Source organism: Massilia jejuensis (assembly GCF_042656795.1).
In the GTDB taxonomy this organism is placed as follows: domain Bacteria; phylum Pseudomonadota; class Gammaproteobacteria; order Burkholderiales; family Burkholderiaceae_D; genus Telluria; species Telluria jejuensis.
Genome location: NZ_JBHSMS010000013.1, coordinates 86,846 through 112,630, shown reverse-complemented (window position 1 = coordinate 112,630; position 25,785 = coordinate 86,846). Strand labels below are relative to the sequence as shown.

Below are 25,785 nucleotides of genomic sequence, written 5' to 3'. Positions count from 1 at the left end.
CTTTCCGACATATTCGCGGCTAGAATACTTTCCTGATGGCACCAACTCTATTCGGGATCACATATGAAATCGGTTCAGCAGGAAGTCGACGAGCGCAGCAATCTGACGGGCACCAACAAATTCGAGCTGCTGCTGTTTCGCCTCGGCGGAGATGAGAACGGCGAACGAAGCGAACTGTTCGGCATTAACGTTTTCAAGATCCGCGAGATCGTGGCGATGCCGCAGATTACCGCCGTGGCCGGCTCGCCGGACCACGTGCTCGGCGTGGTCAACCTGCGTGGTCAGATCATCCAGGTGCTGGACTTGCCTGCAATCGCCGGCGTCAAGCCCAAGACCGGCCTGAACATCATGCTGGTCACCGAGTTCGCCCGCACTACCCAGGCCTTCGCCGTCGAAAGCGTCGAGGAAATCGTGCGCCTGGACTGGAGCCAGGTCATGTCGGCCGAAAAGAGCGCCGGCAGCGGCATGGTCACCAGCATTGCCCGCCTCGAAGGCGAGAACGGCGCGCCGGGCCGGCTGGCGCAGGTACTCGACGTCGAAACCATCCTGCGTTCGATGAATCCGGACACGGGTCCCGAGATCAGCCCGCAGACCGTGGGCGCGCAGATCCATCTGAAGCCGGGCGCGGTGATCCTGGCGGCCGACGATTCGGTGGTCGCGCGCGCGCTGATCGAGCAAGGCCTCGACGCGATGGGCCTGCCCTTCATCATGACCAAGAGCGGCCAGGAGTGCTGGGACCAGCTCAACGCGATCGCCAACGCCGCCGAGACCGAGGGCAAGACCGTCTACGACCGCGTGGCACTGGTGCTGACCGACCTCGAGATGCCGGAAATGGACGGCTTCACGCTGACCCGGAACGTCAAGAAGAACGTCCGCTTTGCCAACCTGCCGGTGGTGATCCACTCCTCGCTGTCGGGCACGACGAACGAAGAGCACGTCAAGAACGTGGGCGCGGATGCGTACGTGGCGAAGTTCTCGGCGGAAGACCTGTCGGGTACCTTGCGCCGCGTCCTGAAGCAGTAAGAACCCATCTTATGTCAGGCCCTGGCATGGAGTAAACGGCGCGCGGGCTTTCCCGTCCAGCGATCGCGCCGCTTCCGCTTGCCGGGGCGGACGCCGTGGCGGCTTACGCCAACCGCCCGAAGGCCCGCTCGATGTCGCCGATCAGGTCAGCCGGATCTTCCAGCCCGATATTGAAGCGCACCAGCACCCCCTTGCCCACCCAGTTGCGCCGGATCGCGCTCATCCGGTACGGCATCACCAGGCTGTTCGCCCCGCCCCAGCTATACCCGATGCCGAACAATTCCAGCGCGTCGACGAAGCGGTCCACCTGCTCTTCCGTGTAGCGCTCGTCGAACACCACCGAGAACAGTCCGCCCGCGCCCGAAAAATCGCGCTTCCACGTGGCGTGGCCGGGACAGTCGGCAAACGCCGGATGCAGCACCCGCGCCACCTCGGGACGTCCTTTCAGCCAGGCCGCCACGCGGCGCGCCGCCGCGTCGTGGGCTTCGAAGCGCAGCTTCATGCTCGGCAGAGCGCGCATGACCAGGTAGGCGTCGTCGGCCGACACGCCCAGTCCCAGGCGCATGTGCGCCATGGCCAGCTTGTCGTGCAGCGCGCGCTCGCGCGTGATGAGCGCGCCCATCAGCACGTCCGAGCCGCCCGACTGGTACTTGGTCAATGCCTGCATGACGATGTCCACGCCCAGGTCGAAGCCGCGCAGCGCCAGCCCCGCCGACCAGGTGTTGTCCAGGGCGACGAGCACGCCGCGCGCGCTGGCGGCGGCGCAGATGGCCGGCAGGTCCGGCACTTCCATCGACACCGATCCAGGCGCCTCGGTCCAGATCAGGCGGGTGTTCGGTTGGATCAGCTGCGCGATGCCGGCGCCGGCCATCGGGTCGTAGTACCGGGCGCTGACGCCGAAATCGTTCGACAGCCAGCGCCCCAGTTCCCGGTTCGGGTTGTAGACGTTATCGGGCAGCAGGAGGTCGTCGCCGCTTTTCAGCAAGGCGAAGTCGACCATCGCGATCGCCGCCAGGCCCGAAGGCGCCAGCAGGCAGTGCTTGCCGTCCTCGATCTCGGCCAGGCGCGCTTCCAGCGTGAAGGTGGTCGGCGTGCCGTGCAGGCCGTAGGTATAGGCGTTCTTCTCTTTCCACTGGCCCGAGCGCATCGCCGCCACGTTCTTGAACAGCACCGTCGAGGCGTGGTGGATCGCCGGCGGGAAGGCATCGAAGCCCTCCGGGGCCGTGTAGTCGGTGTGGACCAGCGTGGTCTGCAGTGACTTCTTCATGCTCTTCGCGCAGGCAGAGCGCTCACGCGACCGGGCTGGCCCACAGGTCGTGGGCGTCGGCCCTGGTGACGACCACGTCGGCGAACTGGCCGACGCCCAGCTTGGCCTTGCCCGGCACCAGCGGGCGCTTGATATGGACGACGCCGTCGATTTCCGGAGCGTCCGCTGCCGAACGGCCGATCGCCTCGCGTGGCGTGACTTCGTCGATCAGCACGCGGATGGTCTTGCCGACCTTGGCCTGCAGGCGCTTGGCGGAAATTTCTTCCTGCAGCAGCATGACGCGCGCGCGGCGCTCTTCGCGCACTTCCTGCGGCACCGGGTTGGCGAGCAGGTTCGCGCTCGCGCCTTCCACCGGCGAATAGGCGAAGCAGCCCAGGCGGTCGATCTGCGCTTCCTTCAGGAAGTCGAGCAGGTAGTCGAACTCGGCCTCGGTCTCGCCGGGGAAGCCGGCAATGAAGGTCGAGCGGATCGTCAGGTCCCGGTTCATCGCGCGCCAGGCCAGGATGCGGTCCAGGTTCTTTTCGCCGGACGCCGGACGCTTCATGCGCTTGAGCACGTCCGGGTGCGCGTGCTGCATCGGGATGTCGAGGTAAGGCAGCACATGGCCGTCGCCCATCAGCGGGATGACCTGGTCGACGTGCGGGTACGGGTAGACATAGTGCAGGCGCACCCAGGCGTCGTACTGGCGCGCCAGCTGGCCCAGCGCTTCGGTCAGCTGGGTCATGTGGGTCTTGACCGGGCGACCGTTCCAGAAACCGGTGCGGAACTTGACGTCCACGCCATAGGCGCTGGTGTCCTGGGAAATGACGAGCAATTCCTTGACGCCGGCCTTGAACAGGTTCTCGGCCTCGACCAGCACTTCGTGGATCGGGCGCGAGACCAGGTCGCCGCGCATCGACGGGATGATGCAGAAGCTGCAGCGGTGGTTGCAGCCCTCGGAAATCTTCAGGTAGGCGTAGTGCTTGGGCGTCAGTTTCACGCCATGGTCCGGCATCAGGTCGAGGAAGGGCTCGTAGGGCTTGGGCAGGTGCAGGTGGACCGACTCCATCACCTCCGCCATCGCATGCGGGCCGGTCACGGCCAGCACCTTCGGGTGCACCTTGGTGATGATGTCGTCGCCCGCCGCATCCTTCTTCGCGCCCAGGCAGCCGGTCACGATGACCTTGCCGTTTTCCGCCAGCGCCTCGCCGATGGCATCGAGCGACTCCTGCACCGCCGCGTCGATGAAACCGCAGGTGTTGACGATGACGAGGTCGGCGCCGGCGTAGGACTTGGCGGTCTGGTAACCCTCCGCGCGCAGCTGGGTCAGGATCTGTTCGGAGTCGACCAGCGCCTTCGGGCAGCCGAGCGAGACGAAACCAACCTTGGGCGCGGCGGCAGGGGCGGCGGCAGCGCTTTCAGGGTTGGCGGCGGGGACGGGATTGCGGCGGAGTTCGAGCATGGGCGGGAGAGGAAAGATTCTGGGCAATCGGCGATTGTACAGGAAGGCGCCGGCGGCGAGAACCGGGGCGGCATTTTGACGCCCGCGACGGCGACGGCTTGCACCGGTTTGTCGTTTTCCGGGAAGCGGCGCCGCTTGCCGTGCCATTGCGCGGTTGCGGCCTGCCGCTTGCTTGCGCCCTGCGCGCGGCGCAAGCCTGGCTACGCTCGTCAGGGCCGCACGAGGCCATCTTCCAGAACAGCGCGAAAAACGCCCGGCGACAGCGCCGGGCGTTTTCGTCGCACCGCCGAGCCGCTTACTTTTTATCCGTCGGCACCGACGGGAACGGGAAGGCGCTGAACAGTACCTTGCTCTGGTTTTGCATCTGCTCCTGCATCTGCATGAACAGGTTCTTGCTCTGGTCGATGTAGTTGTTCATCATGCCCTGCATCATCGGACCCTGGACGTTCATGAACTGGGTCCACATTTCCGGACTGAAGGGCTTGCCTTCGAGTGCGCCGGCGGCGTTGCTGGTGAACTTGTTCTGGATGTCGGTGAACGCTTGCACGTTCTTTTCCAGGTAGGAGCCCATCATGCCCTGCATCGCGTGGCCATAGTAGCGGATGATCTGGGCCAGCACGGCGCTCGAGAACATCGGCGCGCCATTCGCTTCCTCTTCGAGGATGATCTGCAGCAGGATCGCCCGGGTCAGGTCTTCACTGGTTTTGGCGTCGACCACCGTGAACTCGTCGGCATCGAGGACCAGCTGCTTCACGTCCGTCAGGGTAATGTAGGAACTGGTCTGGGTGTCGTAGAGGCGACGGTTCGGGTATTTCTTGATCAGGCGTTCAGTACTGTTTTTTGCACTACTCATCTCAAGTTCCATTGTTGCGCCGCCTTGTGGGCAGCACGCTGCGAAGATTGTTCAAATGTCGCGCCGGCTTGTCTCGCCGGCTTGCCGCGATGGCTCGTTTTGACCGGCAAAAGTGTCGCCGAGCAAAAGCGGACTAAAAATACCACGTTCGATACGCAGGTGCAGCAATTATTGCTTTTTCCAACCAATTTGTTGGAAGGCTAGCGACAGTTCGCCGCACCCTGCCCCCCTTTCCGCCACGACCTTATTCCGCACGCATCTTGACATACCGTCCCGGCGCCGGTTCCGACGGCTGGTACTGGTCGTTGCCCGCCCGCGTCGGCGCCGGCACTTCCTCGCCACCGTTCTCTTGCAGGAAGCGTGCCCATTCCGGCCACCAGCTGCCCTTGTGCTCGGTGGCGCCGGCGAACCAATCCTCGGCCGAACGCGGTCCCTTGCCGGCCGGCTGGTCGTTCACCCAGTGGCTGCGCTTGCCCTTCGAGGCCGGATTGATGACGCCGGCGATATGGCCCGACGCGCCCAGCACGTAGCGGTTCGCCTTCGGTTTTTTCGGATTGAGCAGGCTCATCGAGGCGAACGCTGCCTCCCAGGGCACGATGTGGTCTTCCTTCGAACCGTACAGAAATACTGGCGCGTCGATCCGGCCGAGGTCGACCTTCTCGCCACAGACGGTCAGCTGGCCCGGCAGCATGAGCTTGTTTTCCAGGTAGGTGTTGCGCAGGTACCAGCAAAACATCGGCCCTGGCAGGTTCGTGCTGTCGGCATTCCAGTACAGCAGGTCGAAGGCCGGCGGTGTCTTGCCTTTCAAATAGTTTTGCTGGACATAGTTCCAGACCAGGTCGTTCGGCCGCAGCGCCGAGAAAGTCGTCGCCAGGTCGCGCCCCGGCATGATGCCGCCCTTGGCCAGCTTGGCCTCGCGCTGCGCCACCTGGGTTTCGTCGATGAAGACGTCCAGCACGCCGGTGTCGGAAAAGTCGAGTAGCGTGGTGAGCAGCGAGAGACTGGCCGCCGGTTGCTGGCCGCGCGCCGCCAGCACGGCCAGCGCGGTGGCGGCGATCGTGCCGCCGACGCAGAAACCGAACACGTGCACCTTTTCCTGGGCGGTGATCTCGCGCGCCACCCGAATGGCCTCGATGGCGCCGCGCTCGACGTAATCGTCCCAGGCCAGGTTGCCCATCGATTTGTCGGGATTGCGCCACGACACCATGAAGACCGTATTGCCCTGCTCGACCACGTAGCGCACCACCGAGTTTTCCGGCTGCAGGTCGAGGATGTAGAACTTGTTGATACACGGCGGGATCATCAGCAAGGGCACGGCACGCACGGTCGGCGTGGCCGGGCTGTACTGGATCAGCTGGAACAGGTCGTTCTCGTACACGACCTCGCCGGGCGTGGTGCCGACGTTCTTGCCAACCTCGAAGGCCGACTCGTCGGTCTGCGAAATGCGGCCCTTGGCCAGGTCTTCCAGCATGTGCTGCAAGCCCTTGGTCAGGCTTTCGCCCTTGGTTTCGATCAGCTTGGCCTGGGCTTCCGGATTCGTTGCCAAGAAATTGGCCGGCGACATTGCATCGACCATTTGCTGCACCGTGAAGCGGATCTTCTGGCGCTCGCGCGGGCCGGTCTCGACGGCGTCGGCCATGGCCAGCATGAATTCGCCGTTGAGCAGGTAAGAGGCGGCGGTGAAGGCGGCAAAGGGCGTGGCCGTCCATTCCGAGCTGGAAAAGCGCTTGTCGTGCAAGGCCGGAGTCTTGCCCGACATAAAGTCCTGCCACAGCTGCCCGGCCTTCTGCAGATAGTCGGTGCGCAGCGCATCCATGCGCGCCGGGGCGATACTGACCTTGAGATCCTTGAACGCCGCGACCAGCGGATGGGCGCCGTGAGCCTGCAAGCCGCCGGCGGCAGGCATGTTCATCCACCCCTGCCATGCCGACGGATCGGTCAGCTGGTTCATCCAGGTGGTAGCGAAAGCTTGAGGGTCGGGCATATTCATGTCGGCGTCCGTTAGAATCGGTTGAGTGGCTGGATTAAATCATTTAACTGGCGAACTGGCGCAATCGTGGAGAACAGCATGTGGATCGTTGCAATCGGCTGGAGTTATGTCGTCATCCTGATGGCAGCGACGGAAACGTCGATCACTGCGGCAATCATGACTTTTCTCTTCTACTGCATGATACCCCTGTCTATCCTTTTTTACCTCACCGGTGGCAAGCGGCGCCGGACGCGGCGCGCGCTGCGGGATGCCGCCTACGCCCGGCAGGCGGCCCTGGCCGAGGCCGCAGCGCGCGACAAGAATGCGGAAAACGTTGTGGAAAAGGCACAACCTGCGGGGACTGCAAGCACGCGCCAGGGCGCCGACAGCGACGGCGCCGGCATCGGCAACTAGTCAGTATTGATGACGCAGGGAAGCATTACTTGAGCCAGATCAAACTCGCCTGGCGTCCCGTCACGCCGTCGCGCCGGTATGAATAAAAACGGTCGGCCTGGGTGGCCGTGCAGTCGCCGCCGCCGGCGACGCTGCTGACGCCGGCGGCGGCCAGCATCAGGCGCGCCAGCGCGAACATGTCGGCAAGATATTTGCCCGGGTGGGCGGGATGCGCGGTGAACGCGAAGCCGACGTCGATGCCCGGCAAGGCGCGCGTGAAGGTGTCGAACACATCCTTCCCGACCTCGAAGGCTTGCGGCCCGATGGCCGGTCCCATCCAGGCCGTCACTTCCCCGGCCCCGGCCGCGCGCATGCGCGCCACCGTCTGCCCCAGCACGCCGCCGGCCAGTCCGCGCCAGCCGGCATGGGCCGCGCCGACCACCTTGCCTGCGCGGTCGGCAAACAGCACCGGTAGGCAGTCGGCGGTGAGGATGGCGCACACGATGCCGGGCGCGCCGGCAATGCTGGCGTCGCCGGTGCGCACCGGCTGGCCGGGACCGACGCTGGCGGCGTCGACCACGTCGGTCCCGTGCACCTGCGCGATCCAGGCCGGCCGGCCGGGCAGCAGCGCCTGCAGGCGCGCGCGATTCTCGGCCACATGCGCCGGATCGTCGGCGACGTGCAAGCCCAGGTTCAGGCCGCCGGCGCCGCGTCCGTCGTCATACGGCGCGCGCGAGACGCCGCCGCGCCGGGTCGTCGCCAGCGCGCCGACGTTGGCGGGCGCATCCGGCCAATCCGGAATGACGAGATCGCCCTCTTCCATCATGCCGCGTCCGGTTCGGCAATGCCGGCCCGCGCGATCAGGGCGGCGAAATCCTCGGCCAGCGGCACCACCCACTCGCACTGCTCGCCCGTGGCCGGATGCACCAGGCCCAGGCGGCGTGCCTGCAGCGCCTGGCGGTGGAACACCGGGGAAAGGTGGGTCTTGCCGTAGACCGAATCGCCCACCAGGCCGAACCCGATCGACAGCATGTGCACGCGGATCTGGTGGGTGCGGCCCGTCTCCAGGCGGCACTGCACCAGGCTTACCGGACGGCGGTCGAGCATGCCTTCGGCGATGCGCGCATAGTGGGTGATCGCCGGTTTCGCGCCCAGGCTGGTCGAGACCGCCATCTTGACGCGGTCTTTCGGATGGCGGCCCATCGACGCGTCGATGGTGCCCGACAGCAGCGGCGTGCCCCAGACCAGGGCGAAATATTCGCGCTTGACGCTGCGCGCCTGCAACTGGCGTACCAGATCGGTCTGCGCGGCCAGGGTCTTGCCGACCACCATCAGGCCGCTCGTGTCCTTGTCCAGGCGGTGCACGATGCCGGCGCGCGGCACCGAGCCCAGCTGCGGTGCATGGTGCAGCAGGCCGTTCAGCAGCGTGCCCGACCAGTTGCCGGCGCCGGGGTGCACGACCAGGCCGGCCGGCTTGTTGATGACGAGGATGTGCTCGTCCTCATGGACGATGTTCAGTGCGATGTCTTCCGGTGCAAACGCCGTGTCTTCGGGGGCCGGCTGGGGCAGCACCTCGACCGTTTCGTCGCCGTAGGCCGTGTCTTTGCCGCGCGCGGTCTTGCCGTCGACCAGCACATGGCCGCCGTCGAACCAGAGCTGCAGGCGGCTGCGCGAGAACTGCGGCACGAGCGCGGCGACGACCTTGTCCAGGCGCTGGCCGCAAGCGGACTCGTCAAGGTGCAGGGTGATCGGGGAGAGATCGATGCCGCTCGGGGCAAGCAACTCGGTGTCGATCTCGTCGTCGAAATCGGGGTCCAGGGGCAAATCCGCCGAAATCGGCGCAGGAGTTAATATCACGTCAGTCCCATCGGCTATAATCAGCCGTTCGTTGAATCTCGGTAAAACTTTTCTGCAAAAAGCTATGCAAAAAAAACTGTTGGTGGTTGCTACAAGTGTCCTGCTAAGTCTGTCTGGCTGCGGGCTCTTGCCTGAAAAGGCCGACGAGACCGCAAAGTGGTCAGCGGAGAAATTATACGCCGAGGCACGCGAGGAGATGGCCGGCGCCCGTTACGAGGCCGCGATCAAGCTGTTCCAGCGCCTCGAAGCGAACTACCCGTTCGGGACCTATGCCACCCAGGCGCAGATGGAAATCGCCTATGCGCACTACAAGTCGCAGGACCAGGCCGAGGCCCTGGCCGCGGTCGAGCGCTTCATCAAGCTGCACCCGAATCACCCGCAGGTCGACTACATGTACTACCTGCGCGGCCTGATCAACTTCAACGACCAGATCGGCTTCCTTAGCGTGATCTACTCCCAGGACCCGACCGAGCGCGACCCGAAGGCGACGCGCGAAGCCTTCGCCGCCTTCAAGGCCCTGGTCGACAAGTTCCCGAACAGCAAATACACGCCCGACGCGATCGCGCGCATGAATTACCTGATCAACGCGATGGCTTCTTATGAAGTGCACGTGGCGAACTACTACTACCGCCGCGGCGCCTACCTTGCCGCCCTCAACCGCGCCCAGAATGCCGTGGCCGACTACGCCGGTGCGCCGGCGCGCGAAGAAGCGCTGTTCATCATGGTGCGCAGCTACGACCGCCTCGGCATGCTGTCCCTGCGCGACGACGCCCAGCGCGTGCTGACCCTGAACTATCCGAACAGCCGCTTCCTCAATCCCAACGCCAGGGGCGACGCGCCCTGGTGGCAGTTCTGGGCCAAGTCGGGACCGAAAGCGGCGCCCGCGGACGTCTTGAAATAAGCGCGACCCGGCGCGCGGCGCCGTGCCGCCGGCCCGCCGCTCTCAGGCCACGGCCTTGCGCCGGAACAGCCAGCTGTGCTGCGTCGATTCGGCGGCGACGAAAGCGTAGCCGCCGACGTCGAATCCTTTCAAGTCTTGCGGGTCCGTGATTGCGTTCTCGATCGCAAAGCGCGCCATCGTCCCGCGCGCCCGCTTGGCGTAGAACGAGATGATCTTGTACTGGCCGTTCTTCCAGTCCTGGAACACCGGCGCGATCACCGGCGCGTCCAGCAGCCCGGGCTTGACCGACCTGAAGTATTCTTCGGAAGCGAGGTTGATCAGCGCCGCCGACCGCGTCGCGGCAAGCTCGGCGTTGAGGGCGCGGGTGATGGTGTCGCCCCAGAACGCATACAAGTCCTTGCCGCCGGGCGTTTCCAGCCTGGTGCCCATTTCCAGCCGATATGGGTGGATCAGGTCGAGCGGTCGCAGCAGGCCATACAGGCCGGACAGGATGCGCAGGCGGCGCTGGGCGAAGTCGATCGCCGCCGGCGCCAGGCTGCGCGCGTCGAGCCCCGCATATACGTCGCCGTTGAAGGCCATCGCCGCCTGGTAGCCGTCGGCATGGTCGAGCGTCCAGCTCGCGTACCGGGCCACGTTCAGGACGGACAGGGTATCCGAAATGTGCATCAGGTCGCCGACCTGGCCGGGCGAGAGGTCGCGCAGCACGCCGATCAGCCGGGCGGCCTGCTGGGTAAAGTCGGGCAGCGTGTGCTGGCGGGTGGGACTGGGGGTGTCGAGGTCGAGCGACTTGGCGGGCGATAGGACGATCAGCATAAACACGCAAGCTCATTCATTTACATTACGCAGGCGAAAAGATTTCCCACATGATACCCGCTTCCACGCCACCCATCGTCATCGACACCAATGTCTGCCTCGACCTGTTCGTTTTTCGCGACCCGCGTTGGGCACCCTTGCTGCAGGCACTCGAGGGCGGCGCCTTGCAGGCGGTCACCCGCGCCGACTGCCGCGAGGAATACCTGGTCGTGCTGCGCTATCCGCACCTGCCGCTCGACGACGACAGCCGCGCCCTTGCCGCCGCGCGTTTCGACACGCTGATCGCGGTCGTCGCGCCGGCCAGCCGGCCCGTGCGCCTGCCGGTCTGCACCGACCGCGACGACCAGAAATTCCTGGAACTGGCGCGCGATGCCGGCGCCGCGACCCTCATCACCAAGGACAAGGCGCTCTTGAAGCTCAACCGCAAGACGAGCCAGGCCGGGATGTTCCGGATCATGCTGCCCGAGGTCTGGATCGCGCAGCAGGCCACCGGCGCGCTAGAATAAGCCACCGCAATTTTCTTCCTTCCGATGAATAGCCCTGCCCTGCAATCGCGCCTGCCCCTGGTGGGCACCACCGTTTTTTCCACCATGTCGGCGCTGGCCGTCGAGCATGGCGCCGTCAACCTCGGCCAGGGCTTTCCCGATTTTGGCTGCGACCCGCGCCTGGTCGACGCGGTCAGCGAGGCCATGCGGGCCGGCCACAACCAGTACCCCATGATGACCGGCGTGCCGGCGCTGCGCGAAGCCATCGCCGCCAAGATCGCCGCACTGTACGGCCGCCGGTACGACGCCGCCGCCGAGATCACGGTCACGGCCGGCGCCACCCAGGCCCTGACCACGGCCATCCTGTGCTGCATGCATCCGGGCGACGAGGCGATCGTCGTCGAGCCGGCCTACGACAGCTATGCGCCGGCGATCGCGCTGGCCGGGGGCGTGGTCGTGCCGCTGGAAATGGACCTGGGCGAGGACGGCTACAGCCTGCCCTGGCAAAGGCTGGCCGCCGCTGTCACGCCGCGCACGCGCCTGATCGTGATCAATTCGCCGCACAACCCGACCGGTTCGGTTTTGCGCCGCGCCGACCTCGACCAGCTGGCGGCGATCGTCGCCGGCACCGATATCCTGATCCTGTCGGACGAGGTCTACGAGCACATGGTCTACGACGGCCAGCAGCATGTCTCGGTGGCCAGCCATCCCGGCCTGGCCGCGCGCGCGTTCGTCGTTTCCAGCTTCGGCAAGACCTTCCACGTCACCGGCTGGAAGGTCGGCTACGTGGCCGCGCCCGCCGCGCTCACGGCCGAATTTCGCAAGGTACACCAGTACAACGTGTTCACCGTGAACACCCCCATGCAGCACGGGCTGGCCGCCTACCTGCACGACCCGGCGCCCTACCTGGGACTGTCCGATTTCTACCAGCGCAAGCGCGACCTGTTCCGGGCCGGCCTGGCGCACACCCGCCTGCGCCTGCTGCCGGCGGACGGCACCTATTTCCAGTGCGTGGATTACCGGGCCGTGTCGGACCTGCCGGAAGCGGCGTTTGCGCGCTGGCTGACGACGGCGTTGAAAGTGGCGGCGATCCCGGTGTCGGCCTTCTACACCAGCAAGAAGGAAACGGGCATCGTGCGCTTCTGCTTTGCGAAGGAAGAGGCGACCCTGCGCCTGGCACTCGCGCGGCTGGCCAGCGTATAGCGGCCGACGCGCCGGCGGCGCCGCCGGCCTGCGGGAATAGGATAGGCGCTCAGCGCGCGAGCTGCTGCAACCTGCGCTCGACGAAGGCGTGCAGCTCCGGCGACAAGGTGCCCAGCGCCTTCGCCTGCCGGAACGCGTCGCCTGCCTCGGCATGGCGCTTGTCGCCGTGCAGCGCGATGCCCAGCCCCATCCACCACACGGCATTGTCCGGCGCCGTGCGCAAGGCTGTCTCGTACTGCTCGGCCGCTTCGCGCAGGCGCCCGTGGCGCTGGAGCGCGCCGCCCAGGAAGGCATGGTATTCGCCATTCCCGGCGGCATGCGGCAAGGTGCGCTGCAAGGCCTCGATGCCGCTTTTTCCCCGTTCGATCTGCAAACGCGCCAGGAGCATGGCCAGCGCCGGCTGGCGCGGGTCGAGCGCCAGGGCTTGCCCGAGCTGGATCATGGCTTCGTCGCCGCGGTTGTTTTCGACCAGCAGGCTGACCAGGGTCTGGCGCGCCGCTTCGTGGCGCGGATTGAGGCGCAGGGTCTGCTGCAGGCCGGCGATCGCCTCGCCGGCGCGGCCGTCCTGCAGGCTCGCGAGCGCGCGCCGGTAGGCGTTTTCCGCGCCCTGGCCGCTGGTTTCGACCCGGCCCGGGCCGCGCGCCTGCTGCGCGGGCGTGGGCGCGGCATCGACGGCGACGTTGCCGCCGGCCGCTTCCTTGCGCTGGAGCGCGGCCAGCCAGGCGTCATCGTACCGGGCCCTGGCGGCGGCGCGCGCCTGTTCCTCGCGCAGCTTGCGTTCGCCCTCGCGCCGCTCGGACGGCGCCAGCGCCGCCAGCCGGCTGTCCTCGGCCTTCCAGCGCCTGGCGAGCCGTTCCCGCTCGGCGCGGGCGCGTTCGCTGGCCACCGCCCAGGACGTGGTGCTGGCGGCGGCGCGGGCGTCGGCATCGGCTATCTCGTCCATCTCGGCCATTCGGGGCGCAGGCCCGGCGCGCGCCGCTTCCTTGCCGGCGGCGGCCGGGACGGCGGGCCTGGACGCCCGCGCCGCCGCGACGGCCGGCGCCGGTGCGGCGGTCGGCGGCGCCGGTTCGGGTGCGGGTGCGGGTGCGGGTTCAGGTTCAGGTTCGGCGTGCGGCGCCGGCGCCGCCACCCTTGCCTGCCCGGCGGCTACCGGCGGCGTCGCGGGCGGCGTCACAGGCGCGAGCGGCGCCGGCGCGGCCGGCGGCAAGGGTTGGGCCTTGTAGCTGTCGCCCTCGAGCGGCAGCACGACCCAGGCCGCCACCCCCAGCGCGGCCACCAGCAGGGCGGCCGTGACGGCGGCGATGCGCAGGGGCGACACGCGCCGCGGTTCGGCGCTCACGGTCTTGATTTCAGGCGGCACCCCTTCGGCGCGGGTGGTACCGCGCGCATCGAGGTCTTGCAGCATCTTGTTGATCAGGCTCATCGTGCGAAGGTCCAGGCAAGTCCGGCCGCCATGCCGGCCAGCGCGCCGGCGCCGGCCAGGTAGGGCCAGAGCCGGCGCTTCGGCGCGACCGTGTCGCGCGCGGCGCCGTTCACATGGGAAGCGGCGACGACCTGCTTGCCCTCGCCGTAGCACAGCATCAGCGCCTTGTGGGCCAGGATGTTGACCAGGCGCGGGATGCCGCCGCTGGCGCGGAACAGGCATTTCACGGCCGCCGGCGAGAACAGGCGCGTGCCGCCGTAGCCGGCCACGCGCAGCCGGTGCGCAATATAGAAATCGAGATCGTCGCGGCTCAGGGGGCCGAGGTGGTAATGAAAGGTGATGCGCTGGGCCAGCTGGCGGATCGTTTCGAGTTCGAGCTTGCGGTTCAGTTCCGGCTGGCCGAACAGGACGATTTGCAGCAGCTTGCGCTTTTCCGTTTCCAGGTTGGTCAGGAGACGCAGCGCTTCCAGGCTTTCGACGGGAATGGCCTGGGCCTCGTCCAGGCAAAGCAGCACGCGCTTGCCCTGGCGCGCCAGGTCCAGCAGGCGCTGCATGATCGACTTGAGCAGGCGGTGCTGGTCGACCTCGCGCTCGAGGACGATCTCGAGTTCGTCGGCCAGGGCCAGGATCAGCGTGCGTGGCTCGAGGAACGGATTGGGGATGTAGGCGGTGACGAAATCCTCGCCCAGGGTGGCCATGAACTTGCGGCACAGGAGCGTCTTGCCGGTGCCGACCTCGCCGGTGATCTTGATGAAACCTTCGCCGCTGCGCGCGGCGATCAGCAAGGTGTTGAGCGCTTCCTGCGAATGCGGACTGCCGAAAAAGAAACTCGTGTCGGGGGTGATCCCGAACGGCAGTTCGCGCAAGCCGAAATGCGCTGCGTACATTACTTGCGCTCCAGCGAGCGCGGGTCCAGGGACTCGATGCGGCGCGTGGTATCGAGCAGGTCCTGGCTCCAGTTACTGGCGCTGTCGACGATGGTCGGCTTGATCAGCACCACCAGCTCGCGCTTTTGATTGACCTTGTTCTTGTTGCGGAACAGCGCCCCCAGCACCGGCATCCGGCCCGCGCCGGGCAGGCCGCTGGTGTCGTCGCTCGAGGCCTGGCGCATCAGGCCGCCGACGGCCACCACCTGCCCGTCCTGGCCGCGGACAATACTGTCCAGTTCCGAGGTCGAGGATGCGGCCAGCGGCAGCGTCAGCGAACCGGCCGAACCGAGGTCGATGCCCTTGGTGATGGTCGTCACCTGACTCACCGAGGGATGTACGTGCAGCAGGATGTTGCCCTTCTCGTCGATCTGCGGCGTCACGTCCAGCACCACGCCCGAGAAGAAGGGCTGCAGGGTGACGCTCGGCGTGACCGTGTTGCCGGTCGCGCTGGTATTGGTCGTGGTGGTCACGCCGGTGACGAAGAATTCGTCGGTGCCGATCTTCAGCACCGCCTTCTGGTTGTTGACGGCGGCCACGCGCGGGCTCGACAGCACGTGGACCGTGCCCTGCTGCTCGAGCAGCGAAATCAGGGTCGCGAAATTATTCGTCTGGAAGGCAAAGCCGAACAGGGCGCCGGCGGCATTGGCCGCGTTCGAGAGCGAGAAACCGGTGCTCGCGGCCAGGCCGCGACCGTTGCTGATCACCGGCGGCTGGCCGCCCCCGAAAGGCAGCGGCGCGAGCGCCCCGCCCGGCCCGATGACGCCGGTCGACACCCGGTTGTTGCGCGCGCTGCCGATCGAGGAGAAGCTCGCCCAGTTGATGCCGCTCTGGAACTGGTCGTTCAATTCCACTTCCAGGATCTTCGCTTCCAGGATCACCTGGCGGTCGACCGACAGCTGGGTCGCTTTCAGGTACATGTCGACGTTGCGCAGTTCCTCGGCCATGGCGCGGATCACGAGCACGCCCGACTGCGGGCTGACGACGACGCTGCGCCCGCCGTCCTTCGAGCCGACGATCGCTTCGATGGCCGCCTTCAGGTCGACCCAGAAGTCGCTGTTCGAGAGCGTGTTGACGTCGGTGCTGTCGACCTGGGTGGCGCCGCCATTGTTGCCGTTCTGGTTGTTGCCGTTCTGGTTCGGGCCGTTGCCCTGCTGGCCCTGGTTGTTGCCGCCGTTGCCGCTGGCGCCGGCGTTCGACACCGAGGTCGAGGTCACGCGCAGGTTCGACGAGCCGCGCCGGCTGCCGACCAGGTAGTTCACGTGGAACATCCGGGTCTGCATGGTCAGCGGCCGCACCGTGATCCTGGTGCCGTCGATCTTGTAGTCGTAGCCGTACATCTCGCGCACGGCTTCCAGGGTTTCGGCCAGGGTCACGTCCTTCAGGTTGGCGCTGATGCTGCCGCTTACTTCGGGATGGACCAGCATGTTGTAGCGCGTGCCGGCCACGATCGAGCGGAAGAACTGCTGGGCCGGGACGTTGTTGAAGGCGACGTTGAAGCGCTCTTCCAGGGCCGGACGGGCCTTCGGCAGCTCGCGCGCGAGGCTGGAGGCCGGCGGCAGCAAGGCGTTCGCGACCGCCTCCTCGGCGCTGGCGGCCTTGCTGTCGGCGGCGCCGGCGCCGGCGCTGGCCACTTCGCGCTTGATGGCGTCGTAGGTCTGGTGCGGCGGCGTGCCCTGGCAGCCGGCCAGCAGCGCGCCGGCGGCCAGCGCCGCCAGGAGGGAAGTGTGTCGCATCGGTGTCCTGTCCGTCATTGCTGGTCCTTCATTGATTCGGTATCCGCTCGATGCCGTGGCCGAGGGCCGCGGCAGCATTCAGTTTCAAGACCTGGCGCGCGCCGCCGCGCCGCAGTTCCACTTCGTCCTGGCCGATGCGCGTCACGCGGGCGCCCTTGTAGAGCTCGCCCACGCGCAGGGTTTCGCCGTCGATCACGGCCACCGAACGCCCGCCCGGCTGGCGTCCGACCAGCACCGATTGCAGGCGCGGCGCCGGCTGCGCGGCCGGCCCTGCGGCGGCCGCGCCGGCGCCCGCCTGCGGCGCGGCCAGGCTGGCCGGTGGGCGGGTCGGATCATGCAGCGCCTGGGCGCCGGCGGCGCCGGCGCATGCGAGCAGCAGGCAGGCCAGGGAGCGCTTCACAGCTTCATCCATTTCGCGTCCAGGCTCAGGGTGTACAGGGTCAGGGTCAGGCGCGAACTGGGCCAGGTTTCGGCATCGAGCTGGGCGCGCCCCCAGAACAGCTGGGTCGGCATCGATTCGAGCGCGCCCATGTAGCCGACCATGTCGAGGTAGTTGCCGCGCACCGTCACCTCGACGCCATGGCGGTACAGCAGGGCGTCCGGCTTGGCGCCGGCGCTTTCCGGAGCGGGCGCGGGCGCGGCCGCCGCCCGCGGCCTGGCCGTTCCCAGCACCGGCTCGACCGCCAGCGTGCGCATCGACACCAGTTGCAGGCGGCCGTTGGCGCGCAGGATGGCCTCGACCAGCGGCGCCATGCGCTCGGGCGGCACCAGGCCGTGCTGCATCGCGCGCAGGCTGGTGGCCAGGCCGTCGAGCTCGGCGCGCACGGCGGCGATGCGCGCGCGCGTCGGCGCGTCCGGATCGACCTGGGAAGCGAGCACCTTCGCGCGGATCTCGTCGTCGATGCCGGCCAGGTTGTTCTGCTGCTGCACGATCTGCTTGCGCAGCGCGTCCTGCTTGGCGAACATCGGCCCCAGGCCGAAGAAATGCATGTGGAAGACACAGGTCGCGGCCACGGCGGCGAACAGCAGCACCCGTTCGCGCAGCGTCAGCGCGTCGACCCGGGTGGCGAGCCTGGCGAGTCGGTCCTTCACGGCCTGGCTCCTTCCGGTGTCGACTGCAGGCTGAATTCGACATACGGCGCCGGCACGGCCACGCCCTTGCCCGCCTCGTCGACGCGGCTGCCGGGCGCGCCCTGGCTGATCGAGAGGCTGCCGAAGGACTTGCCGCGCATGATGGCTTCGCCCGTCAGCCGGTTCAGGTAGCCCGGCACCCGCTGCGGGTCGAGCGCGCGGCCGCGCACGCCCAGGTCGATGCCGGCGCCGGTGATGGACACGCCCGTCAGCCAGAGGCCGTCGACATGCTGGCGCGCCAGGGCGCGGAAGTATTCGGCATATCCCTGGGTGTTGCCGAGTTCGCCGCGTTCGAGCACGCCCGCCACGTCGCGCAAGGTGGCCAGCTGGGTTTCGGCTTGCGCCAGTTCGGCCTCGACCTCGGCGCTCTTCTGGCGCGGCGCGAATTCCTGGACGACGCCGGCCAGGCGCGCCTGCTTCTGGGTCAGCTGGACGGCGCCGGCGTCGGCCTGCCGCTGCAAGGCCTGTACGCGCAGGTTGCCGTAGACATTGAGGGCCGCCGTGCCCACGAACAGCAACAGCAGCGCGCCGGCCATCGCGCGCGCGGAGAAAATCTTTTTCTGCTGCAGGAATACCGGGTTGAACAGGTTGATCTGCTGGCTCACAGCACCGTCTCCTCGTGGCGCAGGGCGGCGCCCAGGGGCACCAGGAAACGTTGTTGCAGCAGCTTGTCGGCCAGTTCCGGCGTGCGCTCGATATCGAACAGGGCCGACAGGTCGAGCGTGTCGACCGGCGTGTAGAGGTTGCTCGAGAGGTAGTCGTCGAGGCCCTGCACGGTGGACGGCGCCAGCACCAGCTTGGCCACGCTGATGAAGGAATACTGGCGCTCGAGATTGTCGAGCGAGCGCTGCAGCTCGAGGGTGACGCGATCGAACACCGCGTTGCGGCGGTCGATGTCCGCGTCGAGCAACTGGTCGAGGCCGATATCGATGCGGCGCGCCAGGTACAGCTCGCCCCGGTAGGACACGGTCAGCAAGCCGCCTTCGTCGCCGAACGAGAGCATGGCCACGCCGCGTCCCGGCGGCTCGACCAGGGCCGAGATATTGCGCTGCGCCATTTCAGGGATGTCGATCACGGAGAGCTCGACCTTGGCCGCATTGAACAGTTTCTGGCGCGCCTCGATGATGCTGTTGCGCGCGGCAACCGCGAACATCGAATGCTGGGCGCGCACGGCGGCGTTCGGGTCGACCGGCAGGTCGAGCACGTCGACCGTGGCGTCGTCGACGTGGAAATCGAGCATGTCCTTCAGGCGCCAGCGCACGGCGGTCTTCAGTTCGTCCGGCGCCACGTTGGGCGCGTCGACCGAGAGGATCTGGTATTCACCGCCGTTGAGGACGGTGATCGCGCGACAGGCATGGGCATGCAGTTCGCGCCCGGCCTTGTCGAGCAGCTCGGCGTGGTTCGCGCCCGGATAGAACACGGCCTGGCGCACCTGGGGACGGGTGCCGGGCGCGGTCTGCATGCTGACGGCGGCCAGGCCGTCGCGCTGCAGCGCGATGGCAAGCCACCCTTCCCTTCTTTTTGCTTTTCTAAAAAAACGCATGCGGACCGTTGTCGAGTGGAGCGATGTCTGACGTCGTCACCGTAAAAGCTTGATTATATTCAAGAACGAGTGAAACATCGAAATAAATCGGCGCCCGACAACCCGGATTGCCACACTGGCGCCGGACGTTCAGAAATACATTTCGCGCACGTAGATGAGGGGACTGCGATGGCTGCCGAAGGTGACGCGTCCGGTGGTGCTCGGCAGCCAGGGTGCGCTGTCGTACTTCACGCTGAAGCGGCCGCTGGTGGCAGCCCCGCCGTCGCGCTTGCCGGGCGCGCGCAGCCACAGGACGGCGCCCCCTTTCTTGTATTCCACCGTCTGCGGGGTCCTGGCGCCGAGGACGGCCAGCTTGCACGCACCGGCATCGAGGAAACCGCCGCTGCAGTTACTGAAGCTCAGCGCGCTTTCGCTGAAGGGGCGCGCCTCGGCATAGCCGGGCACGACCAGCCAGCCGCCCGTGCCCGACCAGTATTCGGCACGCAGCGCGAGCGGGGTTTGCAGCAGGTCGCTGCCGATCGCGTTGGGCAGCCGGGTGCGCCCGCTCAGTACCAGGATGCCGCCCTCGTCGGACACTTCGCCGCTGCGCTGCGAACTGATTTCCACGTTGCCGGCGACCGTCGACTCGGTGGCGGTGGCGCGTGCATGGACCATCGTCGGCGGGCTGACGGTCGTCGCGCGCGGCGTCGCATCCTGGTAGCCCGACTCGAGCACATAGGTCACCGGATTGGCCGCGCCCATGCCGGCGACCGCGGGCGGCAGCGGCGTGAACTTGCGCGCCAACAGCGCACCGCCCGCGCTCTGGGCGGCATGCAGGTTGACCGGCTTGAACCAGGCGCCCTTGAAATTCTTCAGTTTCTGGTTCAGGGCGCCGTACGCTTCGACCGTGACATTGAACGGCTGCCCCGAGAAGGCGGCGCCCTTCTCCGGGCGCACGCAGGCGCTCGCCGCCGGACAGTCGAAGGGACCGCTCGCCTCGGTCTTGAAATAGGCGGGATAGAAGCGCCCGACCGGCTCGCTGCTGCCAAGGACCGGCACGTTGAAATACAGGTTGTCCCTGGCCGGATCGCCCGACTTGTCCGGGTCGGACAGGCCGGCCGCGAAATGGACCGCGCCGACCTCGCTCCAGGTGGCGCCCGTGCTCAGAGTCCCGCCCGCCCAGGCGGCTTCGCCCGTCGGCGTGAGCGCGCCCAGGTCGTCGAGCGCGACCCCGGCAATGGCGGACCGGCTGAGCGCCACCTGCGGTACGGGACTTTCGTTGCCAAAATTCGGCGCGAATGCGGTATTGCCGTCGAGCAGAGCGCCGATCTCGAGCTTGACGACCGCGCCGGCCGGCGCGAAGCCGGTGCCGCTGCCAACCGTCGACTTCGGATTGTCGAAGCCGCCGTAGCTGATGCGCCTGAATCCGATCTTCGCGGGCGCGCTGACGAACACCTCGGTGCTCGAGATGGCCGCGCCGTCGCGCAGGTTGAGCCTGATCTTGCCGATATCGGCGTACACCAGGGACTGCGACACCGAGACCGCGCCCTTCGGAAAAGCGATCGCGACCGGGGCCGACCAGGCCGCGAGCGCGTTTTTCGCGGCGCAGACGGGAACCGGCGTGCCCGCATACGTCGGCTTGACGCTGCCGGCGGCCGGATTGATGCATTCGAGCATGAATTCGAGCGATGCCGTGACCTCCTTGCTGCTATTGGCAGGAACCGGCATTCCGGCCGTGTCGACGGCAGTGACGAAGATCGGCGCCGCACGCCCGCCGACAGTGGCGGCCGCGTACTTCGTGCACTGTCCGGTCGCGCCGATGGCGACGTTCGCCTTGCAGGCGCCGTCGGTGAAGACGTAGGCCGGCGGTTTCTCGGGTGCGGTGGTGGTGCCGTCGGCATTGGTGGCGATGCCCGAGTCGGAAGCCGTGTTGTTGGCCAGGTTGTCGTCGGTGGCTTTGCCCTCTACCGTGACCGTGAAGACCTTCTGGCCGGTCGTGGTTACCCGGGCGCGCAGCATCAGCGTGGGCGCGCCGGCGCCCGGGGCCAGCCCCTTGGTGTAGGTGCAGGTGCCGGCGTTGAGGCTGGCGCTGCACGACCATCCGGTCACCGTCGCGGAAACGTAGGCCATGCCCTCGGGCAGGGTGTATTTCGCGGTGATGGTGCCCGACTCGGTGTACGGCCCGTTGTTCGTGACGGTGACGGTGTAGTCGACGTCGGTGCCGATCTTGAGCGCGCCGGCACGCGCGACCTTGATCGCCAGGTCCGATACCGGCAGGGTCGGCACCACCAGGATCTCGGCGTTCAGCAGCACCATGTCCTGGCCGGTCTCGTAGACGGTCGTGACGACCGCGTCATGGCCCATCCCCATCGTCACCGAGGTATCGTAGGCGTCGAAGTCGATGCCGTACGAGCTGTTGCTGTTGTTGATGTTGCTCGACGAATTGAACTGGTTGCCGGCCGGGTTCAGGGTGTCGAACACCTCGGTACCCTCGAACACCAGGCGCTCGCCATCCTGGGCCAGCGTCCCGTCGCCTTCCCAGCTGATATGGCCCACCCGCGCCGTTTCCTTGACCGGCAGGACTGGATTGGCCCAGCGGAAATTGCTGGCATTGACTTCGACCTTGCCGTTGCGTACATGCTGGAAGCCTTCGTACACGTTCAAGACCCGCTCGGGCTGGCTGGAATGGGAATACACCACCAGCAGCGAAAAGCCGCCGAGGACGCCCTGCACATCGCACCAGGGGTCGCCGTTCGACACCGTCAGGCCGGAAAAATTGTAGGTGCCGCTGCCCTTGACGAGGCCGGTCACGTCGGCCACGCCGCTGAAGTAGGTATAGCCGCCGCCGATCGTGTTCGACGTGTACTGGCGGCTGGCGGTGACCTGGGTGTTCTGGAAGGTGACGGTATTGTCGGGAACGCCGGAACCGGCCCAGTAGAGCTGGGCCGAGACGACCGTCGCGCCGGTCGGGATGCTCAAGCTGGCGGTGAGGTTGGTACTGGGCGCGGCCACCGCGCAGGAGAACGTAGTGCCCTTGCCGTTGCCATTGGCCCTGGTGCGCAGCGTAATTTGGGTGCCGGTGAAATTGACGCGGCCGTCGAAGGCCTTCCACAGCGCGACCGGGGTGTCGGCGCGCGCGCCCCCGGTGCCGGCCAGCAGCATCGGCAGCGCCAGTGCCAGCAGGCGCAGTGCCTGCATGATCGAGCGTTTCAAATCTGTACCTCCAGCACGCGGCGCACATAGTCCGGATTGTTCCAGCGCTCCGGGCAGACGCCCTGCCGCGCGGGCGCGCAGGCGGTCGCGCGGATGATCCAGCGGTCGAGCGCGGGTTCGCCCGCGGCCACGGCGGGCCCCTCGACCCTGGTGCAGGCGACGCTGACGGTGAACTTGTCGAGCACGTCGCCGCCGAGCGCGACGGCCGTGGTGCTGCCCGAAGCGCAGCCGCCGCTGGCGCCGTTCAGGCGCTGGAACAAGCCCCACTCGATGCCGGCGCGCGCGGCCTGCTGGGCACGCACGCCCTGTTCGTCGAGCAGGATGGCCTGTTGCTGGCTGTTGAAAACGCTCACCAGCGCCACGCCAAGGCCGGCCAGCACCACCAGCAGAAAGATCGCGGTGACGATGCCGACGCCGCCGCTCTTGCGGCGCCGGCTGGCGATGGCGTGGGAAGAAGAAGTCACCGGGGTCGTCATGGCGTATTGTCGACATGGACCTGGTGCACCAGGCGCAGTGCGCCGGCGTCGGCATCGCCGGCGCCGCGCGTATGCAGGCTCAGCGCCAGCAGCACCAGCGCGCTGCGGCGCAGCTCGACGTCGGCCAGGTCGTAGCGGAACAGGTTGGCGCAGCTCGCCACGCGGCGCGCGAGCACGGACGACACGGCGTTCTGCATGGGGTCGGCCAGCTCGGCACGGATCGGATAGCTGGCATAGCGGATCAGCACCAGCTTGCCGCCCTGCGCTTCGCAGCGGTAGGTGACCGGGGTCTGGACGACCTGGAAGCGGCGCCCCGGCGACGGCATCGGATCGTCGCGCGCGAACGGGTTGGACACCAGTTGCAGCGTGCTGGTGCCGGCTGCCGCCGGCGCGGCGACCTCCGCGATATTGCGGCCGGCGTCGTTGATGCGGTAGGCGTCGGCCGGCGCCATCCCCGGGCCGAGGTTGTAGACCACTACCTTGTCGCCGCGCGCGACGTCGGCCTGCAGGCGCCCGACCACGGTGAAGCTGGTCCTGGCGGCGTCGACGAAGTCGAGCGGCTGGCCGCTCGTGGCGTTGTCCTCGGCCGCCAGATAGCGTCCGCCCGTTTTGGTCAGCAGGAATTCGATGGTGTCGCCGCTGTCGCTCACGCGCACGCTGTTGGGCAGCGCCAGGCGGATCTCGCGCGCCATGCGGCGCAGCGCCAGGTCGGCCTCGTCGCTCGTCTCGGCGCGCGCGACGCTGTCGGCATAGCCCTGGATCGGCGCGCGGATGAAGACGGCGACGATAGCGCCGATGATGCCGACGATGACGATGGCGACGATCGCCTCGACCAGGGTGAAGCCGCGCTGTCCGCGCGGGGGCTGCCGCGCGTTCATTCGGACCCCACGGTCGGCAGGTAGCGCGCGCGGTAGCCGTCCAGGGTCACCGCCTCGCCGTCGCCATAGCCGACCACGACGCGGATGCGCAAGGCGTTGCTGTCGGCGGCGGCCGCGCCGGCGCCGATGCTGCCCAGCTGGTCGGGCACGATGGCGACGGTGGCCGTGTAGCCGCTGGCGTCGATCTTGCGGCCGAGCGCGTCGGTCAGCTCGCCGGCGCCGTTGTCGAAGGCCTTGGCCGGCACGCCGGGGGCGCCGGCGTAGTCGTTGACGTTGTCGTAGGGCCGCAGCGGCTGGACGCCGGACGCGCTTTCGTTGCCCCAGTTTTCCGGGATTGCGCAGGCGGCGGCGTCGGGCGCGCTGGCGGCGTTCTCCGAACGCGGGTCGCAATAGGTGAAACCGGCCTGGCGCACTTCTTCCAGCAGCGCCTCGGCGATCATCAGCGCCTGCTTGCGGCGCAGCGGGTCGGCGCTGTTGGCGGTGGTCATGCGCATCACTTGCAGGATGCCGGCCAGCGCGATCGAGACGATCACCATGAACATGATCAGCTCGACCAGGGTGACGCCCCGCTGGCGCGCGCGCAGGCGTTCAATCGACATAGCCGGTCTCCGGATCGATGCCGACCAGTTGCGCGATGCCGTCGCCCTTGATCTCGAGCCTGCCCTTGACATTGCCGATCATGGCGGCCTGGCCCAGCCCATTGAAGGCGACGCCGCCGATGGCGGCGCCGCCATCGCCCGGGATGCCCATGGCGCCCCCGTCCGGACCGGCTTCGCACATCCAGTCGTCGGCGCCGCAGGCGGCGCGCGTCGGCCCGGTGCCGCTGTTGGCGCCGCCCGGCGCGCGCACGCGCGACGCCGGGTCGGCGCAGGCGGCGTCCGGGGACAGGCAGACGGCAATGCGCCCGGCGTTCAGGTGGACGTAGACCTGCTGGTTCTGGGCGATCGCCACTTTCTGCGCGTAGCGCAGCGTCGACCTGACCTGCTCGGTCCAGGCGACGGTATCGAAGGTGGAGCGTTCCATGAAGCGGCCGACGGCGATGCTGCCGATGATGCCGATGAGGATGATGACGACGACGAGTTCCACCATGGTGAAGCCACGCTGGAAGGTGCCGCGGCTGGATGCAGGACGCAAGGGTCGGGGATGCAGGCCAGCCACGGGCGGGGAATGCTTACTCGCAGTCGGTGACGGCGGTGGTGTTGTTCGGGCTGCCGACGACGATGGTCGGGGCGGTGCTGGCCGCGGTCGGCGCGGTGTACATCACGTGGCACTTGGTCGCGGTCGCGGTGCCGACAATGCTGTTCGGCACGACGGCGAACTTGTTGCTGCCGGCAGTGACGGCCGGCTCGGTGGTGCCGTTGCCGCTGACGTACACGGTGTAGTCGGCGGTCGACAGGCCGGCGGCGGCGGCGATGGCCTGCGCCGATGCCAGGTCGGTCACGGCCGGGTAGCCGGAGGCGGTGTTCATGTTCACCTCGGTGCCTTCGACCTTGATCTTGGCGCTTGGCGAGACCAGGTACTTACCGTGGGTCATGGCCGAGGTGGCGCTGAGCGAACCCTTGGCGGCGTTCAGGCTGGCCAGGCGGGCTTCGCCGCTCAGGCTGGCGAACTTCGGCAGCGCGGTCGCGGCCAGGATGCCGAGGATGACGATCACGACGATCAGTTCGATCAGGGTAAAACCGCCTTGCGCTGCTTTGATGCTCTTGTTCATTACTTTTTCTCCGAGGGATAGGGACGCGAGACGGACTCCGTACGCGTGTTGATGGCAACCGCTTGATCGTTGACCTGGTCGATCACCAGGCCGGCACTGCCCTTTTGCCGCCCACTTGCCTTGGCCGAACCGGACACGCGGAGCAATTTTACCTTGAAGATTAGAATTTTTTGTATCCCAGGAGAAAAAGATTTCTTTGAGGATGGTAGATAAACGAGGGTGTGCCCCACCCGGTCGAAATACCAGTTTCCGGCTGGGAGGGTGGATTTTTGAGGGGAATAGTATTCACCCAGATAGTTTTTCGGGGGGGTTCGCAGCCAAGTCACCGGATTCTGATGTGCAAGTGCTATCAAACCCGCATCCCCAGTTGTCGAAATGACCTTGGCCGAGCGCACGGCAAGTGCCGTGCGCAGCGAACCGATGAGTTGTTTTACCGCAACTTGTTCGCTTTCGTACCGGGTTCGGATGATGCTATTTAGCAACACACCGGCCAGCGTGGCGGCAAGGATCGCCGCCACTACCAGCTCGAGCCTGGTGGCCCCGCGTGCGCGAGGTGGGGGTACG

At 67.2% G+C, this 25,785-nt stretch carries 26 protein-coding genes; 5 read left to right on the top strand and 21 right to left on the bottom strand.

Features of this window, described 5'->3' with window-relative positions:
• Window positions 1–63: 63 nt before the first annotated feature.
• The gene (locus ACFPOU_RS03675; RefSeq protein WP_379717321.1) at window positions 64–1,023 is read left to right on the top strand and encodes a chemotaxis protein; all 960 of its coding nucleotides are present in this window, start codon (window positions 64–66) and stop codon (window positions 1,021–1,023) included.
• Window positions 1,024–1,126: 103 nt separating this feature from the next.
• Here the strand turns inward: ACFPOU_RS03675 and ACFPOU_RS03670 are convergent, their stop codons facing one another.
• From ACFPOU_RS03670 to phaC, 4 genes are all read right to left on the bottom strand, one after another.
• On the bottom strand, window positions 1,127–2,290 hold the full coding sequence (locus ACFPOU_RS03670) for a cystathionine beta-lyase (protein WP_379717319.1): 1,164 nt from the start codon (window positions 2,288–2,290) through the stop codon (window positions 1,127–1,129).
• A gap of 22 nt (window positions 2,291–2,312) precedes the next feature.
• Complete coding sequence (gene rimO, locus ACFPOU_RS03665) at window positions 2,313–3,731, bottom strand: 30S ribosomal protein S12 methylthiotransferase RimO (protein WP_379717317.1); 1,419 nt, start codon at window positions 3,729–3,731, stop codon at window positions 2,313–2,315.
• A gap of 295 nt (window positions 3,732–4,026) precedes the next feature.
• Window positions 4,027–4,584: a polyhydroxyalkanoate synthesis repressor PhaR gene (gene phaR / locus ACFPOU_RS03660; RefSeq protein ID WP_379717315.1), complete on the bottom strand. Its 558-nt coding sequence runs from the start codon at window positions 4,582–4,584 to the stop codon at window positions 4,027–4,029.
• A gap of 244 nt (window positions 4,585–4,828) precedes the next feature.
• Complete coding sequence (gene phaC / locus ACFPOU_RS03655) at window positions 4,829–6,574, bottom strand: class I poly(R)-hydroxyalkanoic acid synthase (RefSeq protein ID WP_379717313.1); 1,746 nt, start codon at window positions 6,572–6,574, stop codon at window positions 4,829–4,831.
• Between the two features lie 78 nt (window positions 6,575–6,652).
• On the opposite strand from phaC, the gene ACFPOU_RS03650 reads away from it, so the two are divergent.
• Window positions 6,653–6,967 carry a hypothetical protein gene (locus tag ACFPOU_RS03650; RefSeq protein WP_379717311.1) on the top strand — a complete coding sequence of 105 codons (315 nt, stop codon included), beginning with the start codon at window positions 6,653–6,655 and terminating at the stop codon, window positions 6,965–6,967.
• Window positions 6,968–6,992: 25 nt separating this feature from the next.
• Here the strand turns inward: ACFPOU_RS03650 and pgeF are convergent, their stop codons facing one another.
• Both pgeF and ACFPOU_RS03640 read right to left on the bottom strand, forming a co-directional pair.
• A complete protein-coding gene (gene pgeF / locus ACFPOU_RS03645) occupies window positions 6,993–7,769 on the bottom strand; it encodes a peptidoglycan editing factor PgeF (RefSeq protein WP_379717551.1) in 777 nt (258 codons plus the stop codon).
• On the bottom strand, window positions 7,769–8,803 hold the full coding sequence (locus tag ACFPOU_RS03640; protein WP_379717309.1) for an RluA family pseudouridine synthase: 1,035 nt from the start codon (window positions 8,801–8,803) through the stop codon (window positions 7,769–7,771). Before ACFPOU_RS03640 ends, pgeF begins: the two co-directional genes overlap by 1 nt.
• A 64-nt stretch (window positions 8,804–8,867) precedes the next feature.
• Between ACFPOU_RS03640 and ACFPOU_RS03635 the strand changes: the two genes are divergently transcribed.
• Window positions 8,868–9,704, top strand: a complete 837-nt coding sequence (locus ACFPOU_RS03635; RefSeq protein ID WP_379717307.1) for an outer membrane protein assembly factor BamD — start codon at window positions 8,868–8,870, stop codon at window positions 9,702–9,704.
• A gap of 42 nt (window positions 9,705–9,746) precedes the next feature.
• Here ACFPOU_RS03635 and yaaA read toward each other — a convergent pair whose 3' ends face one another.
• Window positions 9,747–10,517, bottom strand: a complete 771-nt coding sequence (gene yaaA, locus ACFPOU_RS03630; RefSeq protein WP_379717305.1) for a peroxide stress protein YaaA — start codon at window positions 10,515–10,517, stop codon at window positions 9,747–9,749.
• A gap of 50 nt (window positions 10,518–10,567) precedes the next feature.
• On the opposite strand from yaaA, the gene ACFPOU_RS03625 reads away from it, so the two are divergent.
• On the top strand, window positions 10,568–11,023 hold the full coding sequence (locus tag ACFPOU_RS03625; RefSeq protein ID WP_379717303.1) for a PIN domain-containing protein: 456 nt from the start codon (window positions 10,568–10,570) through the stop codon (window positions 11,021–11,023).
• 24 nt (window positions 11,024–11,047) lie between these two features.
• Window positions 11,048–12,205, top strand: coding sequence for a pyridoxal phosphate-dependent aminotransferase (locus ACFPOU_RS03620; RefSeq protein WP_379717301.1), 1,158 nt, complete (start codon window positions 11,048–11,050; stop codon window positions 12,203–12,205).
• Window positions 12,206–12,254: 49 nt separating this feature from the next.
• On the opposite strand, the gene ACFPOU_RS03615 is transcribed toward ACFPOU_RS03620, so the two are convergent.
• The 14 genes from ACFPOU_RS03615 to ACFPOU_RS03550 all read right to left on the bottom strand — a co-directional run bounded on the left by ACFPOU_RS03615 (window position 12,255) and on the right by ACFPOU_RS03550 (window position 25,739).
• The gene (locus ACFPOU_RS03615; RefSeq protein WP_379717299.1) at window positions 12,255–13,628 is read right to left on the bottom strand and encodes a tetratricopeptide repeat protein; all 1,374 of its coding nucleotides are present in this window, start codon (window positions 13,626–13,628) and stop codon (window positions 12,255–12,257) included.
• Window positions 13,625–14,515 (bottom strand): ExeA family protein, encoded by an 891-nt coding sequence (locus ACFPOU_RS03610; RefSeq protein WP_379717297.1) that lies wholly within the window; start codon window positions 14,513–14,515, stop codon window positions 13,625–13,627. The genes ACFPOU_RS03615 and ACFPOU_RS03610 overlap by 4 nt, the downstream gene beginning before the upstream one ends.
• Window positions 14,515–16,290: a pilus (MSHA type) biogenesis protein MshL gene (gene mshL, locus ACFPOU_RS03605; RefSeq protein ID WP_379717295.1), complete on the bottom strand. Its 1,776-nt coding sequence runs from the start codon at window positions 16,288–16,290 to the stop codon at window positions 14,515–14,517. Before mshL ends, ACFPOU_RS03610 begins: the two co-directional genes overlap by 1 nt.
• A gap of 28 nt (window positions 16,291–16,318) precedes the next feature.
• A complete protein-coding gene (locus tag ACFPOU_RS03600; protein WP_379717293.1) occupies window positions 16,319–16,702 on the bottom strand; it encodes a hypothetical protein in 384 nt (127 codons plus the stop codon).
• Entirely contained in the window at window positions 16,687–17,382 is a 696-nt protein-coding gene (locus tag ACFPOU_RS03595) for a hypothetical protein (RefSeq protein WP_379717291.1), read from the bottom strand. Before ACFPOU_RS03595 ends, ACFPOU_RS03600 begins: the two co-directional genes overlap by 16 nt.
• The gene (locus ACFPOU_RS03590) at window positions 17,379–18,026 is read right to left on the bottom strand and encodes a PilN domain-containing protein (RefSeq protein ID WP_379717289.1); all 648 of its coding nucleotides are present in this window, start codon (window positions 18,024–18,026) and stop codon (window positions 17,379–17,381) included. Before ACFPOU_RS03590 ends, ACFPOU_RS03595 begins: the two co-directional genes overlap by 4 nt.
• Window positions 18,023–18,964, bottom strand: a complete 942-nt coding sequence (locus ACFPOU_RS03585; protein WP_379717287.1) for an agglutinin biogenesis protein MshI — start codon at window positions 18,962–18,964, stop codon at window positions 18,023–18,025. The genes ACFPOU_RS03590 and ACFPOU_RS03585 overlap by 4 nt, the downstream gene beginning before the upstream one ends.
• A 129-nt stretch (window positions 18,965–19,093) precedes the next feature.
• On the bottom strand, window positions 19,094–22,156 hold the full coding sequence (locus ACFPOU_RS03580) for a DUF6701 domain-containing protein (protein WP_379717285.1): 3,063 nt from the start codon (window positions 22,154–22,156) through the stop codon (window positions 19,094–19,096).
• A complete protein-coding gene (locus tag ACFPOU_RS03575; protein ID WP_379717283.1) occupies window positions 22,153–22,632 on the bottom strand; it encodes an agglutinin biogenesis protein MshP in 480 nt (159 codons plus the stop codon). The genes ACFPOU_RS03580 and ACFPOU_RS03575 overlap by 4 nt, the downstream gene beginning before the upstream one ends.
• Entirely contained in the window at window positions 22,629–23,510 is an 882-nt protein-coding gene (locus ACFPOU_RS03570) for a prepilin-type N-terminal cleavage/methylation domain-containing protein (RefSeq protein ID WP_379717281.1), read from the bottom strand. Before ACFPOU_RS03570 ends, ACFPOU_RS03575 begins: the two co-directional genes overlap by 4 nt.
• Window positions 23,507–24,109 (bottom strand): prepilin-type N-terminal cleavage/methylation domain-containing protein, encoded by a 603-nt coding sequence (locus ACFPOU_RS03565; RefSeq protein WP_379717279.1) that lies wholly within the window; start codon window positions 24,107–24,109, stop codon window positions 23,507–23,509. Before ACFPOU_RS03565 ends, ACFPOU_RS03570 begins: the two co-directional genes overlap by 4 nt.
• Window positions 24,099–24,644, bottom strand: coding sequence for a prepilin-type N-terminal cleavage/methylation domain-containing protein (locus ACFPOU_RS03560; RefSeq protein ID WP_379717277.1), 546 nt, complete (start codon window positions 24,642–24,644; stop codon window positions 24,099–24,101). Before ACFPOU_RS03560 ends, ACFPOU_RS03565 begins: the two co-directional genes overlap by 11 nt.
• Window positions 24,645–24,681: 37 nt before the next feature.
• Window positions 24,682–25,221 (bottom strand): type II secretion system protein, encoded by a 540-nt coding sequence (locus ACFPOU_RS03555; RefSeq protein WP_379717275.1) that lies wholly within the window; start codon window positions 25,219–25,221, stop codon window positions 24,682–24,684.
• Window positions 25,221–25,739, bottom strand: a complete 519-nt coding sequence (locus ACFPOU_RS03550) for a hypothetical protein (protein ID WP_379717273.1) — start codon at window positions 25,737–25,739, stop codon at window positions 25,221–25,223. Before ACFPOU_RS03550 ends, ACFPOU_RS03555 begins: the two co-directional genes overlap by 1 nt.
• Between the last annotated feature and the right edge of the window lie 46 nt (window positions 25,740–25,785).